General features: G+C 72.2%; 15 protein-coding genes. 10 read left to right on the forward strand and 5 right to left on the reverse strand.

The genetic code is table 11. The features are described from left to right. The first annotated feature begins 94 nt into the window (after positions 1 to 94). Complete coding sequence (locus tag ACW9J6_RS21875; protein WP_457118622.1) at positions 95 to 1,144, forward strand: HpcH/HpaI aldolase/citrate lyase family protein; 1,050 nt, start codon at positions 95 to 97, stop codon at positions 1,142 to 1,144. Between the two features lie 83 nt (positions 1,145 to 1,227). After that, positions 1,228 to 1,617, forward strand: coding sequence for a heat shock protein HspQ (gene hspQ, locus ACW9J6_RS21880; RefSeq protein WP_457118623.1), 390 nt, complete (start codon positions 1,228 to 1,230; stop codon positions 1,615 to 1,617). Between the two features lie 734 nt (positions 1,618 to 2,351). On the opposite strand, the gene ACW9J6_RS21885 is transcribed toward hspQ, so the two are convergent. Continuing rightward, positions 2,352 to 3,128, reverse strand: coding sequence for an invasion associated locus B family protein (locus ACW9J6_RS21885; protein WP_457118624.1), 777 nt, complete (start codon positions 3,126 to 3,128; stop codon positions 2,352 to 2,354). Positions 3,129 to 3,413: 285 nt separating this feature from the next. Here ACW9J6_RS21885 and ACW9J6_RS21890 point away from each other — a divergent pair, with 285 nt between their 5' ends. Both ACW9J6_RS21890 and ACW9J6_RS21895 read left to right on the forward strand, forming a co-directional pair. Further along, the gene (locus tag ACW9J6_RS21890) at positions 3,414 to 4,670 is read left to right on the forward strand and encodes an AMP-binding protein (protein ID WP_457118625.1); all 1,257 of its coding nucleotides are present in this window, start codon (positions 3,414 to 3,416) and stop codon (positions 4,668 to 4,670) included. A 180-nt stretch (positions 4,671 to 4,850) separates the two neighbouring features. Further along, entirely contained in the window at positions 4,851 to 5,192 is a 342-nt protein-coding gene (locus ACW9J6_RS21895) for a hypothetical protein (RefSeq protein ID WP_457118626.1), read from the forward strand. Positions 5,193 to 5,199: 7 nt separating this feature from the next. On the opposite strand, the gene ACW9J6_RS21900 is transcribed toward ACW9J6_RS21895, so the two are convergent. Together ACW9J6_RS21900 and recG are read right to left on the reverse strand one after the other, a co-directional pair. Beyond that, on the reverse strand, positions 5,200 to 6,930 hold the full coding sequence (locus ACW9J6_RS21900; RefSeq protein ID WP_457118627.1) for a methyl-accepting chemotaxis protein: 1,731 nt from the start codon (positions 6,928 to 6,930) through the stop codon (positions 5,200 to 5,202). 741 nt (positions 6,931 to 7,671) lie between these two features. Next, a complete protein-coding gene (gene recG, locus ACW9J6_RS21905) occupies positions 7,672 to 9,786 on the reverse strand; it encodes an ATP-dependent DNA helicase RecG (protein WP_457118628.1) in 2,115 nt (704 codons plus the stop codon). 141 nt (positions 9,787 to 9,927) lie between these two features. Between recG and ACW9J6_RS21910 the strand changes: the two genes are divergently transcribed. The 4 genes from ACW9J6_RS21910 to ACW9J6_RS21925 all read left to right on the forward strand — a co-directional run bounded on the left by ACW9J6_RS21910 (position 9,928) and on the right by ACW9J6_RS21925 (position 14,735). Beyond that, a complete protein-coding gene (locus tag ACW9J6_RS21910; RefSeq protein ID WP_457118629.1) occupies positions 9,928 to 10,224 on the forward strand; it encodes an FAD assembly factor SdhE in 297 nt (98 codons plus the stop codon). A gap of 79 nt (positions 10,225 to 10,303) precedes the next feature. After that, positions 10,304 to 13,873, forward strand: coding sequence for a transcription-repair coupling factor (mfd, locus tag ACW9J6_RS21915; RefSeq protein ID WP_457118630.1), 3,570 nt, complete (start codon positions 10,304 to 10,306; stop codon positions 13,871 to 13,873). A gap of 65 nt (positions 13,874 to 13,938) precedes the next feature. Next, positions 13,939 to 14,181, forward strand: a complete 243-nt coding sequence (locus ACW9J6_RS21920; protein ID WP_457118631.1) for a hypothetical protein — start codon at positions 13,939 to 13,941, stop codon at positions 14,179 to 14,181. A 119-nt stretch (positions 14,182 to 14,300) separates the two neighbouring features. Beyond that, on the forward strand, positions 14,301 to 14,735 hold the full coding sequence (locus tag ACW9J6_RS21925) for a hypothetical protein (RefSeq protein ID WP_457118632.1): 435 nt from the start codon (positions 14,301 to 14,303) through the stop codon (positions 14,733 to 14,735). Between the two features lie 13 nt (positions 14,736 to 14,748). Here ACW9J6_RS21925 and ACW9J6_RS21930 read toward each other — a convergent pair whose 3' ends face one another. Both ACW9J6_RS21930 and ACW9J6_RS21935 read right to left on the reverse strand, forming a co-directional pair. Continuing rightward, positions 14,749 to 14,943: a hypothetical protein gene (locus tag ACW9J6_RS21930; RefSeq protein WP_457118633.1), complete on the reverse strand. Its 195-nt coding sequence runs from the start codon at positions 14,941 to 14,943 to the stop codon at positions 14,749 to 14,751. 324 nt (positions 14,944 to 15,267) lie between these two features. Next, positions 15,268 to 15,567, reverse strand: a complete 300-nt coding sequence (locus ACW9J6_RS21935; RefSeq protein WP_457118634.1) for a GCG_CRPN prefix-to-repeats domain-containing protein — start codon at positions 15,565 to 15,567, stop codon at positions 15,268 to 15,270. A gap of 493 nt (positions 15,568 to 16,060) precedes the next feature. Between ACW9J6_RS21935 and ACW9J6_RS21940 the strand changes: the two genes are divergently transcribed. Both ACW9J6_RS21940 and ACW9J6_RS21945 read left to right on the forward strand, forming a co-directional pair. Further along, the gene (locus tag ACW9J6_RS21940; RefSeq protein ID WP_457118635.1) at positions 16,061 to 16,339 is read left to right on the forward strand and encodes a DUF6489 family protein; all 279 of its coding nucleotides are present in this window, start codon (positions 16,061 to 16,063) and stop codon (positions 16,337 to 16,339) included. Positions 16,340 to 16,640: 301 nt separating this feature from the next. Continuing rightward, complete coding sequence (locus ACW9J6_RS21945) at positions 16,641 to 17,393, forward strand: YoaK family protein (protein WP_457118636.1); 753 nt, start codon at positions 16,641 to 16,643, stop codon at positions 17,391 to 17,393. Positions 17,394 to 17,437: the final 44 nt, after the last annotated feature.

The raw sequence follows: 17,437 nt of genomic DNA on the forward strand, positions 1-17,437 counted from the left end.
CACTACCCCTGGCCGTCGAGCCGGGGGAGCGGCGGGGCCTTCCCGCGCGCGAGGCCGGATCCGCCGGGCCGCGCCACCCCGCAGGGAGACCGCCATGAAACTGCCGCGCCGCTTCTTCCAGCCCCTGGCCACCGGGGCGCCCGCGCCGTTCCGCGACCTGCCGGTGCGGCTGGAGCGGATGATCCACTTCGTGCCGCCCCACAACGACAAGGTCCGCGCCCGGGTGCCGGATCTCGTCCACCAGGTCGACGTGGTGCTGGGCAACCTTGAGGACGCGGTCCCGGCCGACCAGAAGCTCAACGCCCGCAAGGGCTTCATCGCCATGGCGCGGGACGTGGATTTCGCCGCCGCCGGCACCGGCCTGTGGACGCGCATCAACGCCCTCAACAGCCCCTGGATGCTCGACGACCTGATCGAGATCGTCGGCGCGGTCGGCGCGAAGCTCGACGTCGTGATGGTGCCCAAGGTCGAGGGGCCGTGGGACATCCACTATGTCGACCAGCTCCTCGCCCAGCTCGAAGCCCGCGCGGGGGTCGGCAAGCCGATCCTGATCCACGCGATCCTGGAGACCGCCGAGGGCGTCGCCAACGTGGACGCCATCGCCTGCGCCTCGCCGCGCATGCACGGGATGAGCCTCGGCCCGGCCGACCTCGCGGCCTCCCGCGGCATGAAGACGACCCGGGTCGGCGGCGGCCACCCGGACTACAAGGTGCTGGCCGACCCGGCCGAGAGCGGGGCCGCCCGCGCGAGCGCCCAGCAGGACCTCTGGCACTACACCATCGCGCGCATGGTCGATGCCTGCCAGGCGAACGGGATCAAGGCCTTCTACGGCCCCTTCGGTGATTTCTCCGATGCGGCGGCCTGCGAAGCGCAGTTCCGCAACGCCTTCCTGATGGGCTGCGCGGGCGCCTGGACGCTGCATCCGAGCCAAGTCGCCATCGCCAAGACGGTGTTCGCGCCGGACCCGGCCGAGGTCGCCTTCGCCCAACGCATCTTGGAGGCGATGCCGGACGGCACCGGCGCCGTGATGATCGACGGCAAGATGCAGGACGACGCCACCTGGAAGCAGGCGAGCGTGATCGTGAACCTCGCCAAGCTCGTGGCCGCCAAGGATCCCGACCTCGCGCGGAGCTACGGGCTCTGACCCTCCCGCAGGCGCGGCGCCTGTGGCATGATGCGGCGCGGCGGCCCGGTGCAAACCGGTGCCGCCGCACCTACCTCTGCCCGATGACCCGCCGTCCCGCCGAAGCCGCCCCGTCCATCGCCATGTCCACCGCCTTCGCCCCCGTCGCGATCCGCCGCGCCAAGTTCAACATCGGGGCCGTGGTGCGCCACCGCGTCTACCCGTTCCGCGGGATCATCTTCGACGTGGATCCGGTGTTCAACAACACCGAGGAATGGTGGCAGGCGATCCCCGAGGAGGTCCGGCCCTCCAAGGACCAGCCCTTCTACCACCTGCTCGCCGAGAACCAGGACACCGAGTACGTGGCCTACGTCTCGGAGCAGAACCTGGTGCCCGACACCTCGGGCGAGGCCCTGCGCCACGCGCGCATCGCGGAACTGTTCGTGCGCGACGCCAGCGGTGCCTACCGGATGCGGGGCGAGGCCGCGAACTGACCCGGGATCCGCTCGATCGAAGCGGATGGCGTCAGTCCGTCACCGTCTTCACCGTTCCTTGCGGACGGCGAGCGTTCTGATTTGCGGCGACGACCTGCGAGTCTCGGTGCTGGCACTTCCAGACCGGCGCGGGATCCCCTCTCCCGAGTGGGGTACCGTGTGCACACAGCGGAAACACCGCGCCCTATCGAGAAGATGGTCAATTCCGCCGGTGGACCTGCGGACGGCACCATGACCGCTCGGCCGCGTCAGCTGGGCAGTGGCTGGCATGACATCGCGAGACTTGCTCACCGTCGATGAGGCTGGTGATCAGCACCTCTCCTCAACTGGGGCGTTGGCAAACGACAGCATCAGCTCCGAACAATGGCCGCAAACCAATCTCCTCATGCTGAGGTGCGACCGAAGGGAGCCTCGAAGCACCCCAGAACAGCGTATCCAACACATTCTTGTCTTGGATTGACGGCTGCGGGGTGCTTCGAGGCTGCTGCGCAGCACCTCAGCATGAGGAGTGTTGTGCTTTCCAGAAGCGTTCAGCTGATCAACCGGCTACTGAGATGTGTGCACACGGTCGCCCGCACGGCAGAGGGGTTCCCCCGCGCCATGATCTCCAAAACCGGGTGCTTCAGATCTCGCAGCAACGACACCGCTTTGCGAGACCGTTTCAGGGAGGCGCCCCCTGAATGGAAAAAGGCCGGGCGTCGCCGCCCGGCCCCGATCCCGGAAATCCGTCCGCCTTACTTCGGCTGGGCGTTGGCGGAGGGGGCCGCCGGCGCCGCGCCCTTCTGCGCCTCGAGCTGCTTGCGCATCTCCTCGCTGCGGCGCTCCAGCTCCGCCTGCAGCTTCTTCTGCTGCTCCTCCAGCACCTTCGGGTCGATCGGGGCGCCGTCGAAGGCCTTGCCGAACCCGGCCAGCGGCACCGCGAAGGTGACCTCGCGCTGCGCCTGGTTCTGGACGCTGAGGTTCAGGGTGGTGCCCTTCTTGAAGGAGGCGATCACGTCGTCCTTCAGGCCGGGGACCTCGGCGAAGCAGCCGTTCGGGAAGCAGACCGCGAACTTGCCCGGGAGAGCCTGGCCGGTATCGACCGCCACGCGGATGCCCGGCTGCAGGAGCAGGCCGAGCGGCAGCAGGAAGCGGGCGACGCGCACGTTCCCCTGGGCGCCCTTGAGGTCGTAGATCGCCGCGGCGAGGACCGGCTGGCCCTGCTCGGAGACGAAGTCGCGAGTGGTGTAGCAGACCTCGGCGCCGCTGCCCTGGTCCTTGCCGCAGACCTTGGTCCAGTCCGCCTGCGACGGCTCGGACTTCACGGCCACGACCTGCGGGCCGCTGGCCTGCTGCTGCGCCGCGTTCGGCTGGGCGGGCGCGGGCGCGGCCGGAGCCGGGGCCGGGGCCGGGGCCGCGGGCTTCTTCGGCTGGGCCAGGGCGGGACCGGCCGCGAGGCCGAGGGCGAGGCCGGCCAGGGCCAGACGGGCGGCGGCCGGTGCCGGTCGCGCGGAACGAGTCGCGAAGAACATCAGGTGGGAACCCCTCGGTTCGGCTTGATTTGCAGAGCCTTGAGCCGCGCGGGGCGGCAGCGGGCCTGTGGCGTGGGCGTAAGCGGGAGCGCGGCCGGGGACCCCGCTCGACCTCCGGGCGCCTGCTTCCCCGTCGATTGAGGCGAAGACATGACCTCCCGGCCGCGCGCGCCGTCTAGCGCATGCCCGCGAGCCTGGCGAGGACGATTCGCCGCCCGCAGCCGCGATCTTGAGGTCTTCTTAACCATGACCCCGGAGTGTCGCGCCGTGAGGGCGAGGTGTGCGGTGGCGGCTCAGCAGGCGGCGGTGACGGCGGGGGCGGCGGAGCCTGGGGCGGACCCGGCGCGCGCGCTCGGCCTGGCGGCGCTGCTCGCGGCCACGGCCGACCGCCACCCCGACCGCATCGCCCTCGTCGACCAGCCGGACAAGGCCGCCTGGTGCGGGCGGCCGGCCATCGCCTGGACCTACGCCACGGCCCGGGAGATCGCCGCGCGGCTGACCGCCGGCCTCCAGGCCCTGCGCCTGCCGCCGCGCAGCCCGGTGGGCCTCTGCATGGCGGGGATCACCGAGAGCCACCTCGCCCTGATGGCGATCGAGCAGGCCGGCCACCTGCCCTGCCTGCTGCCGGTGACCTGGGACGAGGCGCGGCTGCTCAAGGCCGTCGAGGCGGCGCAGATGCAGGCGATCGTGACCCAGGGCCAGGTCGGCGACGACAGGCCCGCCGAGCGCCTGTGCCGGGTCGCGGCGCGCTACTTTCCCCTGCGCTTCGTCGCCGCCTTCGGCCCGCACGTCCCGGACGGGGTGATGGGCCTCGACCGGATGGTGCTGGACCACCGGGGCGACGCCACCTTCGGCAGCGCCGAGGTCGCGGGCTACGTCACCTTCACGGGCGAGGCGGCGCCGCGACCGGTCCTGCGCGACCACGACGCGCTCACCGCGGCCACGGCCCTCTACCTCGCACCGGCCCGGATCGAGCCGGGGGACCGCATCCTCAGCCTGCTGCCGCCGGCCGACCTGCGCGGCCTCGTGCCGGGCCTCGCCGCCGCGCTGCTCACGGGCGGGACCCTCGAATCCCACCCCGTCTACGACAGCGCCGGCCTCGCCGCGGCCCTGGCCCGCCCCGAGCCGACCCACCTCGTCGCGCCGGGCTGGATGGAGCCCGGCCTCGCCCGGACGAGCGTGCCGGCCCGCCTCAAGAGCCTCGTCTTCGTGCATCGCGCGCCCGTGCGGCTCAGCGCCCGCGCGCCGGGACGCCGGGACGTCACCGACGTGGTGGTGTTCGACGAGGCCGCCCTGGTGGCGGGCCGCCGCGACGGCAGCGACGTCGCGCTGCTCCTCGCCGCGCCCGAGCGGACGACGGCGGGCGGGCTCATGCGCATCCGGCGGGAGGCGGAGGGCCAGCTCGCCTTCCAGGGGCCGGCCGCCGCCATCCGCGTGTTGCAGCGCGGCACCGCCCGCAACGAAAATGTGGATGACTGGACGGTGTCGCGCTTCCGCACCACGCTGATGGCCGGCGTCGCCACGGCCGTGACGGAGGCGTGAGCGGGTCGGTGCGGATCGTGGTTTATCCATGACAAATCAGAGGGTTGCGGCCGCCGGAGGCGGACCCGGCCGCCGCGCGCCGCGCGGCCTCGCCCCGGGCCGCGTGAACCATTCGGCGGCTACGCGAGTTATTGCTGCGGTGCCTTCACGAGAGGCGCGCAACGGATTACCACTCGCTCCATGGGTGCGCTGCAGAAAGTCCTCGTCGTCGATGACGGCCACCGCGCCGTCGATCGGGCCCTCTCCGCCGAGCTCGCCGAGCTGGGCTACGCCAGCGTCACGGCCTCGCTCGAGGCGGCGGACGACGTGCTGGCGGTGATGCCCCGGCCGGCGGCCGTTCTGCTTCATGTTCCGCCCCGCGAGGCGGGCGCGTTCCGGACGATGGCGGAGCGCCTGCGGGCGCAGATGCGCGACGCCGGCATCCCGGTGATCGTCGTCGACGAGGCCGGCGGACAGGCCGGCTCCCCCATCGACCTGCAGAGCCGGATCGGCAGCCGGGCGCTGAACGAGCCGGAATTCTGACCGTGAATCAGAGCGCGTAGGCGGTGCGGCAGGCCCCCCAGTGCCGGCCGTGGATGCTGATCGGCGCGTCCACCTCCCGCACGAGGACGACCTCCCGCCCGATCTCGCGCCGATAAGCCTGCACCGTGGCCGGCCGGGTCGAACGCGCCGCCGTGATGCCGGTGCGGTCGTCGAAGATCCGCAGGTTGCGGCAATGGGCATCGTTCCAAACCGGGTCGTCCGGCCGCTGCGGCTGGGCGTAGCGACGGTTGTGGACCGGCAGGAAGCCGTTCCGGTCCGTGACGATACAGAACAGCATGCGGGAATCCTGGACGAGTTCGCCCTCCAGAATCGGCGGCAGCAGCCGCTCGAGGACGGACACCGCGCCGGTCCGGAACTGCGCCGGGTCGGTGCCGGGAATCGGTACGTAGTCGGTGTCGAACAGGTCGGCCTCAGGAAGGCGCCCCGCCTCGATCTCGGTCGCGAGCAGGGCGGCGACGCGGCCGGCGACCGCTTGGGCCCGCGCGATGAGGGGCGCGTAACCGGCGCGGGTCTCCTCGAGGAGGCGCAGGAGCCGCTCGCGGACCGGTTCGGGAAGCAGCGCGAAGGCGCAGTGCAGGCCGAGCTGGCTCTCCGCGGCAACCCGGGCCTCCACCGCTCCGAGCCCTTCGACGTCGAGCCGCAGGATCGACCCGACCGGCAGGGCGTGCCCGTCGGGCCTCGCCAGCAGAAGCCCGCCCTCGCTCAGGTCGATCGTGCGGCTTCCCCGGCCGTCGGCAAGGCGCACGGGATGCTCCACGGGGTAGCGGTCGAACCGGCGCCGGTCTCCGACCTCGCTCTGACGGATCACAGCCACGAAGCGCCGGGCGAGCCGCGCGGCCTCGCCGGCCGCCGCCGCGGCGGCCTTCTCCATGGCGGCGGCCTGGCCGTCGAGGGACCGCGTCGCGCCGCTCACCGCGACGGCCTCGGCGTGGACCGTGGCCGCCTGATCGGAGGTCCGGGCCGCCTCGCCGACGATTCCCGCGACGGTACCCGCCTGGGATTCGGCGAGGTTCCGCACCAGAGCGAAGGAGGGGCGCACCGCCTCGATCGCCGCTGCCACCGCGCCGAGGGCCTTGCCCGACGAGGCGGCGCCCTCGCGCAGGCGCGCGACGCGCAGGCGCACCTCCTCGGCGGCGCGGGCGGTCTGGACCGAGAGCGCCTTGACCTCTGCGGCGACCACCGCGAAGCCGCGGCCGGCCTCGCCGGCCCTGGCGGCCTCGATCGTCGCGTTCAGCGCCAGCAAGTTGGTCTGCTGGGCCACCTTCGCGATGGTGTCGACGATGCCGGCGATCTCGCTCCCGGCCGCGTCGAGCGACGAGACCAGGGCGGAGGCCTCCTGCCCGCAGGCCGTCGCCTGGTCGACGTGCCGCGCCGCCTCGGTCATCGCCCCGTCGATGCGGCCGGAGGTCGTCGCAAGCGCGCCGGTCCGCTCCGCGAGTTCCGCGCTCGCCGCGGAAGCGGCCCGCGCGCTCCCGGCGAGGGCCTCGGACTGCTCGCGGATCGCCTGCGAATCCCGCTGCATCGCCACGACCTCCGCACGGGCCGCCGCGATGGAACGCTCGACGCCCGCGATCGCCCCCCGCACATCCGCCTCGACGATGGCCACCACGCCCGGATCCATGCGGGCCGGCGTCGGCTCGCGTTCCGCCGCGGGATCGGGAAGCACGGCAACCGGGGGCAGGGGCGGGTGGCGGAGCCGGAAGAGGTTCGACATCATGGAACCATAACATCAATCTGTTAACAATTTATATCAACTTATCTCATTCATACGCATCATTTCCAAATTGCTTGAATCCGAGCTGTGAGCTTACGAATCGTATTTGTCATTTTAAATATTTTAGATGATGTGCGTTTACGTCGATTTTTGGGTCATCATGTAACTTCTAATTGTCTTTAATTACTATTGCATCATTTTATTTTTTTACAAAAGAAATTTGCGGGCCCGACGACGGGATTTTCGAATTGGATAGCGACCATGGGTGGATTTCACGGCCGTAGGCTGGAAGAAAGCTGTGCACCGGTCCGGCGCTGCTATCCTCCAGGCATGGTGCCCGCGGGCGGCAACGCCTCCAGCGTCAGGCGGCCGTCGCTCAGGCGTCCACGATCTCGATTCCGAGCACGCGGTCAGGCTCCGCGCTCCCGGCGATCTCCGCCCGGTGCGCGCGATCGCGCGCGCGACGCCCGCGATCGCGCCGCGCACGTCCACCGCGACGATGTCCACCGTGCCGGGATCCCCGGGGGCCGGCGCCGGCTCGGGTTCCGCAGCGGAATCCGAAAGCACGACCGGGTTGGCGAGTGGCCGGCGGCCGGGCCGAAAGAGAGTCGAGGTCGAACAGAAGGGAGCGTGGAGCCTGAAGAGCGCGATTCCTGACGTCGTCGGCGGGCGGGGTAGCCGGCGAGGAACCGGTACAGGTTCGCGGCCGATGCCGGCCCGCCTCACCGCCCTCCGGGCCCCCGGCTACCCCGCCCCGAGCAGCTTCACCGCCGCGTCCCGCTCGAACAGGTAGAGCAGCACCCGCAGCGCCTGCCCGCGCTCGCTCGCGAGCCCGGGGTCGCGCTCGACGATCAGCTTGGCGTCGTCGCGGGCGGCCAGCAGCAGGTCGCCGTCCGCCTCGGGCCGCGCCAGCCGGAAGGCCGCGAGGCCGGATTGGCGCGTGCCCAGCACCTCCCCCTCCCCGCGCAGGCGCAGATCCTCCTCGGCGATGCGGAAACCGTCCTCGGTCTCGCGCATCATCTCCAGCCGCGCCCGCGCCACCTGGCCCAACGGGCCGCGGTAGAGGAGCAGGCAGGTCGAGGCCGCCGCCCCGCGCCCAACCCGGCCGCGGAGCTGGTGGAGCTGCGCGAGGCCGAACCGCTCCGCGTGCTCGATCACCATGATGGTCGCTTCCGGCACGTCGACGCCGACCTCCACCACCGTGGTCGAGACCAGGATGCGGGTCTCGCCGGCGGCGAAGCGGGCCATCGCCTCGTCCTTGTCGCGGCCCGGCATCTTGCCGTGCACGAGCCCGACCGCCTCGCCGAAATGCTGGCGCAGATCGGCGAAGCGCTCCTCGGCCGCCGCCAGGTCGATCACCTCGGATTCCGCCACGAGCGGGCAGATCCAGTAGACCCGCTCGCCCCGGGCGAGCGCCCGCTCCAGCCCGGCCACAACCTCGTCGAGGCGCTCCGTCGAGACGAGGCGGGTGGCGATGGGCTGGCGGCCGGCGGGCTTCTCGTCGAGGACCGAGACCTCCATGTCGCCGAAATAGGTCAGCGCCAGCGTGCGCGGGATCGGGGTCGCAGTCATCACCAGGATGTCGACGCCCGCGCCCTTGGCGCCGAGCGCGAGGCGCTGGTGCACGCCGAAGCGGTGCTGCTCGTCCACCACCGCCAGCCCGAGGTCGCGGAAGGCCACCCCCTCCTGGAACAACGCGTGGGTGCCGACCGCGATGGCGACCGTGCCCTCCTCCAGACCTTTCAGGGTGGCGCGCCGCTCGGCGCCGCGGTCGCGGCCGGTGAGCAGCGCCAGCGAGAGCCCGGCCGCCTCCGCGAGCGGGCGCAGGCGCTCGGCGTGCTGGCGGGCCAGGATCTCGGTCGGGGCCATCAGGGCCGCCTGCCGCCCGGCCTCGATCGCCGAGGCCATGGCGAGCAACGCCACCGCGGTCTTGCCCGAGCCGACATCGCCCTGGAGCAGGCGCAGCATGCGCCGGTCCGAGCGCAGGTCGCCGCGAATCTCGGCGAGCGCCCGGATCTGCGCGCCGGTGAGCCGGAACGGCAGGGCCGCCTCGATCCGCCGTGAGAGGGCGCCGTCGCCCGCGTTGATCCGGCCGGGCGCCCGGCGCATCCGGCTGCGCACCAGGGCCAAAGCCAGCTGCGAGGCCAGGAGCTCGTCGTAGGCGAGGCGCCGCCGGCCCGGCGCGGGCGGCTCGCCCTCGGCGGGCGGCGGCTGGTCCGGCCGGTGGGCGGCGCGCAGGGACTCGACGAAGGAGGGCCAGCGCTGGCGGGCGAGCCAGGCCGGGTCCTGCCACTCGGGCAGGTCCGGTAGGCGCTCGACCGCGCCCTGCGCCAGCTTGCCGATCGCCCGGGAGGTCAGCCCCTCGGTCGCCCCGTAGAGGGGTTCGACGGCGGGCAACTCCGAAAAACCCTTGTCGTCGAGGATGCGGGCCGGGTGGACCATCTGACGGAAGCCGTCCCAGAGCTCGATCCGGCCCGAGACGTAGCGGCGGGCGCCCACCGGCAGCATCTTCTCGATGCGGGCACGGGGCATGTTGAAGAACACGAGCGTGATGTCGCCGGTCGCGTCCTCGACCAGCACCCGATAGGGCTTGCGGGCGCCGACGGTCTGGGGTGGGCGGTGGGCCGCCACGGTCACGCAGAGCGTCACCGGCTCGCCGGTCGGCGCCTCGGCGATCGATCCCTTGAGGCTGCGCGCCACGCCCCCGTGCGGCAGGTGGAAGAGCAGGTCCACCACCCGGGCCGGGTGCTCGGGCGTGCCGAGCAGCCGGTCGAGATAGGCCGCCATCTTGGGGCCCGCCCCGGGCAGGACGGTCGCGGGCGCGAACAGGGGGTCGAGCAGCGAGGGACGGAGCGACATGCGGCGGCGGAACGAGGATCGGATCGCGGTGCTATACACGAGCGCGGCCGCGCGGCACGGCCCTGCGACGATGCGGGATGACGCGGGCGCCGCCGTCGCCCATATACAGGCCGCCCGCGCAGTCCCCCGGGGAACCGACCCATGACCGGCACGACCCGCAGCAGCGCCGACCTCGATCCGCGCCGCCGCCGCACCCTCTACCGCTCCTGGCACCGGGGCACCCGCGAGATGGACCTGATCATGGGCCGCTTCGCGGACGCCGAGATCGGGACCCTCACGGACGCGGAGCTCGACGATTTCGAACTCCTGATCGAGGTGCCCGACCGCGACCTCTTCCGCTGGATCAGCGGCGAGGAGGAGGTGCCCACCAACTACGACACCCCCGTCTATCGCCGCCTGAAGGGCTTCCATCAGCACGGCGCCCCCATCCACACCTGAGATTGCCCGCAGGGCCCTCCGCCGCGGGCGCGGGGTCGCGCATCTCCCGGCCCTCGCCCCGGATCTCCGAACGCCCTCGATGACAACCGCTCCCAAGCCGCCGGCCGCCCGGTTCGCGCTCCCCAAATCCGCCGCCCTCACCCGGGCCGTCGAGGCGCTCAAGCGCGGCGACAGCCCGACCCTCGCGCGGGTGCCCGACGGGTTCGACGCCCTGGTGGTGGCCGACCTCGCGCGCGTGCTCGGCCGGGACGCGCAGGGGCCGGCCGCCCTCGTCCACGTGGCCCGCGACGGCACCCGCTCGGCGGCTTTCGCGGCGGCCCTCGCCTTCGTGGCGCCCGAGATCGAGGTGCTGAGCATCCCGGCCTGGGACTGCCAGCCCTACGACCGCGTCTCGCCGAACGGCGCCATCGCGGCCGAGCGGATGACCGCCCTGTCGCGGCTCGCCCGCTCGCGCTCCTCCGAGGAGCGGCCGCGGGTCGTGCTCACCACCGTGAACGCCCTGGTGCAGAGGGTGCCGGCGCGCGACCGCATCGCGGTCGAGACCTTCTCGGCGGCGGTCGGCAACGCACTCGACACCGACAAGATCGTCGCCTGGCTCGAAGCGAACGGCTTCCTGCGCACCGGCACGGTGCGCGACACCGGCGAGTACGCGGTGCGCGGCGGCATCATCGACCTGTCGCCGCCGGGCCTGCCCAACCCCGTGCGCCTCGACTTCTTCGGCGACACGCTCGAATCGATCCGCAGCTTCGATCCCGAGACCCAGCGCACGATCGGGCAGCTGCGCTCCCTCGACCTCGTGCCGATGAGCGAGGTCCAGCTCACCACCGAGACCATCCGGCGCTTCCGCCAGGGCTACATCGCCACCTTCGGGGCGGCGACCCGCGACGACCGGCTCTACGAGGCGGTGAGCGAGGGCCGGCGCGCGGCCGGGATCGAGCACTGGATGCCGCTCTTCTACGACCGGCTCGACACCCTGTTCGACTACCTCGCGGGGGTGCCGCTGGTCTTCGACAAGGACGTGGACGACGCGGCCGGCGAGCGGCTGGGCCAGGTCCAGGAGTATTACGACGCCCGCCGCGAGGCGATGGCGGCGCCCCAGCCCGGGGTCGCGCCCTACAAGCCGCTTCGGCCCGACGCGCTCTACCTCTCGCCCACCGAGTGGGCGAAGCGGGTCGAGGGCGGCATCGTGGCGCGCCTCACCCCCTTCGCGGTGCCCGAGAGCCCCGGGCGCGCCACCATCGACTGCGCGGCCGAGCCCGCCCGCAGCTTCGCGCCCGAGCGGGCGCAGGAGGGCGTCAACGTCTTCGACGCGGCGGTCCAGCATGTCCGCGACCTGCAGGCGTCCGGCCACCACGTCATCCTGGCGGCGTGGTCGGAGGGCTCGCGCGACCGGCTCTGCGGCGTGCTCACCGATCACGGCCTGCCGAAGCCGAAGACCATCACCCGGCTCTCCGACACGCTGGCGCTCAAGCGCGGCCAGGACGTCGCCGTGGCGGTCTGGGGCCTGGAGGCGGGCTTCACCATCGAGCGCATGGCGGTCGTCGCCGAGGGCGACATCCTGGGCGACCGGCTGGTGCGGCCCAAGCGCAAGGCCAAGCGCCCGCAGGACGTGATCCTGGAGGTCCAGGCGCTCAGCCCCGGCGACCTCGTGGTCCATGCCGATCACGGCATCGGCCGCTTCGTCGGGCTCAAGACCGTGACGGCGGCGGGCGCCCCGCACGATTGCCTGGAGATCCAGTACAGCGGCGGGCTGCTGCTGCTGCCGGTCGAGAACATCGAGCTCCTGACCCGCTACGGCTCGGAAGAGGCGGACATCCCCCTCGACAAGCTCGGCGGCGGGGCCTGGCAGGCCCGCAAGGCGAAGCTGAAGCGGCGCATCCTGGAGATGGCCGGCGCCCTCATCAAGGTCGCGGCCGAGCGCTTCCTGCGCCCCGCCCCGAAGCTGGTGCCGCCGGACGGCACCTACGGCGAGTTCGCGGCGCGCTTCCCCTACGAGGAGACCGAGGACCAGGACGCCGCCATCGCGGCGACGCTCGGCGACCTCACGGCCGGGCGGCCGATGGACCGGCTGATCTGCGGCGATGTCGGCTTCGGCAAGACCGAGGTGGCGCTGCGCGCCGCCTTCGTGGCGGCGATCTCGGGCAAGCAGGTGGCGGTGGTGGTGCCCACCACGCTCCTCGCCCGCCAGCACTACCGCACCTTCGCGGAGCGCTTCAAAGGGCTGCCCGTCAACGTCGCGCAGGCCTCGCGCTTCGTGCCGAGTGCCGAGCTGAAGAAGGTCCGCGAGGGGCTCGCCGACGGCACGATCGACATCGTGGTCGGCACCCACGCGCTGCTGGCCAAGGCCATCACCTTCCGGGACCTCGGCCTCATCATCATCGACGAGGAGCAGCATTTCGGCGTCGCCCACAAGGAGCGGCTGAAGGCCCTGCGCGCCGAGGTGCACGTGCTGACCCTGTCGGCGACGCCGATCCCGCGCACGCTGCAGCTCGCCATGACGGGCGTGCGCGAACTCTCGATCATCGCCACGCCCCCGGTGGACCGGCTGGCCGTGCGCACCTTCGTGACGCCCTTCGACCCGCTGCTGATCCGCGAGGCGCTGCTGCGCGAGCGCTATCGGGGCGGACAGGCCTTCTACGTGGTGCCGCGGATCGAGCATCTTGACGAGGTCAAGCGCTTCCTCGACCGGGAGATGCCGGAGGCCAAGGTCGGCATCGCCCACGGGCAGATGGCGGCGGGCCAGCTCGAAGACGTGATGACGGCCTTCTACGAGGGCAAGTTCGACATCCTGCTCTCGACCACGATCGTCGAATCGGGCCTCGACATCCCGACCGCCAACACCCTGATCGTGCACCGGGCCGACATGTTCGGCCTCGCCCAGCTCTACCAGCTGCGCGGGCGGGTCGGCCGCTCGAAGGCGCGCGCCTACGCGCTGTTCACGACGCCGGAGGACAAGGCGCTCACGGTGCAGGCCGAGCGGCGGCTCAAGGTGCTGCAATCCCTCGACACGCTCGGCGCCGGCTTCCAGCTCGCGAGCCACGACCTCGACATCCGCGGCGCCGGCAACCTGCTCGGCGACGAGCAGTCCGGCCACATCAAGGAGGTCGGCTACGAACTCTACCAGCAGATGCTGGAGGACGCGGTCGCGGCCCTCAAGGAGGGCAAGGCGGTGCCGACCGACGAGCAATGGTCGCCGACCATCGCGCTCGGCGCCCCCGTGACCATGCCGGAGGACTACGTCTCCGACCTGACGGTGCGGCTCGGCCTCTACCGGCGCCTCGCGACGCTGGAGAACGATGCGGAGCTGGAGAGCTTCGGGGCGGAACTCATCGACCGCTTCGGCCCGCTGCCGCCGGAAGTGGAGCAGCTCCTCAAGATCGTGACGATCAAGATCCTGTGCCGGGAAACCAACGTCGAGAAGGTGGAGGCGGGCCCGAAGGGCATCGTGCTGCATTTCCGCGACCGGTCCTTCGCCAACCCGGCCCGGCTCGCCGCCTACATCGCCGAGCAGCGCAGCTTCGCGAAGGTGCGGCCGGACATGAGCGTGGTGTTCATCCGCAACCTCGACACGGTCGCCGAGCGCCTGAAGGAGACGACCGCCATCCTTCGCGACCTCGTCAAGCTCACCCAGCGCAAGAAGGCCGCCTGAACCGGCTTGCCGGCCGGCGTCCGGCGACCAGATCTTGGGTGAGACCTCCGCGACAGGAGACGCCCGTGCGATCCGCGACGAGCCTGATGCTTCTCCTCCTGCCCACCGGCGCGCTCGCGCAGGCAGAGGCAGACCAGACCGGGACCGGGCGCGGGCCGCGCTCGACGATCACGGCGCCCTACACGACCTCCACCGGCGCGACCGTGCCACGGGGCGGCGACCGCGCCCTGGAGCGCCGCGTCGACGAGCGCAGCCGCGACGAGCGGCGCGACGACGCGATCGACAAGAGCATCTGCTCGGGCTGCTGAGGGGCCGCCGCGACGCGGGTCGGCGCCGAACCCGTTTGCAATCGCCCGGTTTCGCGGGCAGATACGCGTGGCCGTCGGGCTCCCGGAATCGGGGGGCACCGCGGCGAAGGGCTCCCCGCATGCTGCCGTCCTCCCGCCTGCTCCCGCGCGCCGCCCTCGCGGCCCTGGTCCTGCTGCCCCTCGGCCAGACGGCCGCCCAGGCCGGCTGCACGCGGCGCATCACCAACCGCTCGGTGCTGACGCTGGTGGGGAGCCAGGATGGGGGGCCGAGCTTCGTGCTGCCGCCCGGCCGCTCGCACCCGGTGCGGCTCTCGGCGCCGGGGCAGATCGACCTCGTGGCGACCTGCGGCCGGGAGGTCGTGGCGGAGCTGCACCTGCCCTACGAGGCGGTCCAGGACCGCTGCTACGTGGAGATCGGCACCAACGCGATCACGCCCGATTTCGGGCGCGGCACCTTCGGCCTGCAGGGCACCGGTCCCTTCGCGGTCAACGCACCCCGGCAGGGCGACATCATCCTCGGCCCGGGCGCGAACGAGGCCTGCCTGGGCCGCTGAGCGCCCGGGGCGGTCAGACGTCCATCGGCGCCGGCGCCGTCATCTTCCGGGAGGCCTGGGCGACCAGCCGCGCGAAGGCGGTGGCGGCCGCGGAGGCCTGGACCTCGCTGCCGTAGGTCTCGTCGGAGCGGAGCAGAGTCACGCCCCGTGGACCCAGCAGACGCCAGCCCCACTTCCCCTTGCCTTCCTGCTCGACTCGAAACTCCATCACCACCTCGCAAGGTAGAGCCTCGCAGATACGCTATCCTCGACTCTGAGGAACCAGCCCATGAACGGGATGCGACGGTGGTGCCATCTTGCGCAAAAGCAGGGCGAGTCGCCCGGCTTGTCCCCAATATCAACATGACGGGCCTCGGATACGGGCCCGGTAGCGGCGCGATTCGCAGCACCGGAGGCGGTGCCCGCCGGGCGTGAGTCGCGCGCCCGTCCCTGGCGGCGGCCCGCGGGCCGCCGCGATCGTCCCCGGGGCGATCATGCCCTGGGTGGCGCCCCGCCGCGCGGGCCGCCACCCAGGCCCCGCGGGGCGGCCGGCTCAGTAGAACCGAAGCGCGATGCCGTGGTGGGGGTGGAAGGGGCGGTAGCCGTAGCCGTAGCCGTAGGTCGGGCGATAGCCGTAGCCGTAGCCGTACCCGAAGGGACGGTAGATCGGGCGGCAATTCCCCCAGGCGTTCGGCGCCCAGCCCGGGCCGCAGCCATAGGCGACGGACTGGACCTGCGCGTCGCCCGCGATCAGGCCGGCCGGCGCCACGGCGCCCGGAGCGGCGCTCGCCGCCGAGGCGAAGCCGAGGCCACCGACGACAGCGGCCAGCGCGAGAAACTTCGTGTTCGTCATGACCAGTTCTCCTCTTGTCTGTCGTCCGCGGTGTCGTGAGGCGGTGACAAGAGAAGATTTAGCTCGGTCGACTGCAGAAGAATGTGCTGAATGTCACCGGAATGCTGGCGGGCCGGGCTCTCCCCGGTGGGGGGATGGGAGCCCGGCCCGCCGCCGCGCCGTCAGGAGAGGGGCTGGACGACCAGCGCGACGCCCGCACACTCGCACACCCGTCACGGCGACGCTGTTGACATAGGAGGTTCGCGCGGTGGATTTCGCCGAAAGCGGGCCGGGCCGGGCCTCTCCCCCCGGTCGGGCCGCGACCCGACCCGCCGTCGTCCGTTCGCAACCATGCGGGAGCGGAGCGACGCTGCAGGGTTGCCGGAAACGGGCGGCAGCGCCGTGATCCACATCAAATCGCCGCTCGTCCGGATTGCCCGGCCCGCTCTTTACAAACCGCTGGGAATGCCCCTGTGTGCGGGAGGGCGCCCGGCGCCCTTGAGGGTTGATTGCCATGAAGTTTCGCGTCGAGGTCGATTGCACGCCACTCGAAGCGCGCCAATTCGTCGGCCTCCCGAACGTCGAGCCGATGCAGGAGGCGGTCATGGCCGAGGTCGAGCGGCGCATGCTCGCCGACATGGAGCGGTTCTCGCCCGACGCGATCATGCGCAGCTGGTTCTCGCTGTTTCCTCAGAACGCCGAGCAGATGCAGTCCCTGTTCCTGAAGATGTTCTCGCAGAATTTCGGCGGGGGCGGCATGCCGCCGGCCCGCCACGAGCGCTCCGGCGAGTAACCCGCCGACCGGCGGGATGAAGTGCCGCCGCGAACCGTATTCGCGGCCGTCGCGCGCAAGGCCGGGCAACATTCCGCCGGCCGGCCGATCAAATCCTTGTCCCGATGTCCGAAATTCACGGTGGCCCGGCCTCGCGCGGCCGGTCGTCCCGGTCGCCCGATCATGCACTGATCGGATCCGGCGGCCCCGCGGAGCCGCTCGGCGCGGGGCGGCGGCCTTCCCGACCCTGCGGCATAGGGCCTGGCGCCCCTTGGGGAACGGGGCGCGGCACGGCCGGTTGTGGCCCGGAGCCGGAGCCCTCATGCACGACAAGTCCTTCCCCGCAAGCCCGACCACCCGCATCCCCCTGGCCCTGGCCCTGTCCGGGCTGGCCGGCTGCGCGGACGCGATCGGCTTCCTCCAATTCTCGCAGCTCTTCATGTCCTTCATGTCCGGCAACACCACCCGCTTCGGCGTCGCGGTGGCGGGCGCGGACTGGGAGGGGATCACGCGGGTCACCTCGGTGATCGCGCTGTTCTGCTTCGGCGCCTTCATGGGCACGCTCATCGCCGCCGCGGCCGGGGCGTGGCGCCTGCCGGTGCTGCTCGGGCTGCAGGCCGCCTTCCTGTGCCTCGGGCTGGTGATGCCGCCGGGGCCCTTCGGCTTCCCGATCCACGCCTACCCGGTGGTCTTCGCCCTCGGCATGCAGAACGCGACGCTGCAGGACGAGGACGGCCGCAGCCTCGCGCTCACCTACGTGACCGGCGCGGTGGTCCGGTTCGGCACCGGGCTCGCCAACCTGATCCTCCACAGGCCCGCCAAGTCCTTCTGGATCCAGGCCCCGCTCTGGGGCGCGCTCAGCACCGGGGCGGTCACGGGCGGCCTCCTCCACGCCGCCTTCGGCGAGAACGCCTTCCTGTTCCCGGCCGGGCTCGCGGCCCTGCTGGCGCTCGGCGTCACGGCGCTGACCCTCGCCAAGCCCGGCAGCCCCCTGGTGGCCGGGACGGCGCCGACGCCGGACGCCCCCGCCGACGCGGCCCTCGTCTCGACGGTCGAGGCGCCGGCCCGCTCCTGAGCCGGGCGGATGCGGCGCGCGGGACTACTTCTGCGCGCATCCTC

It is taken from the genome of Methylobacterium sp. JK268 (assembly GCF_054052225.1).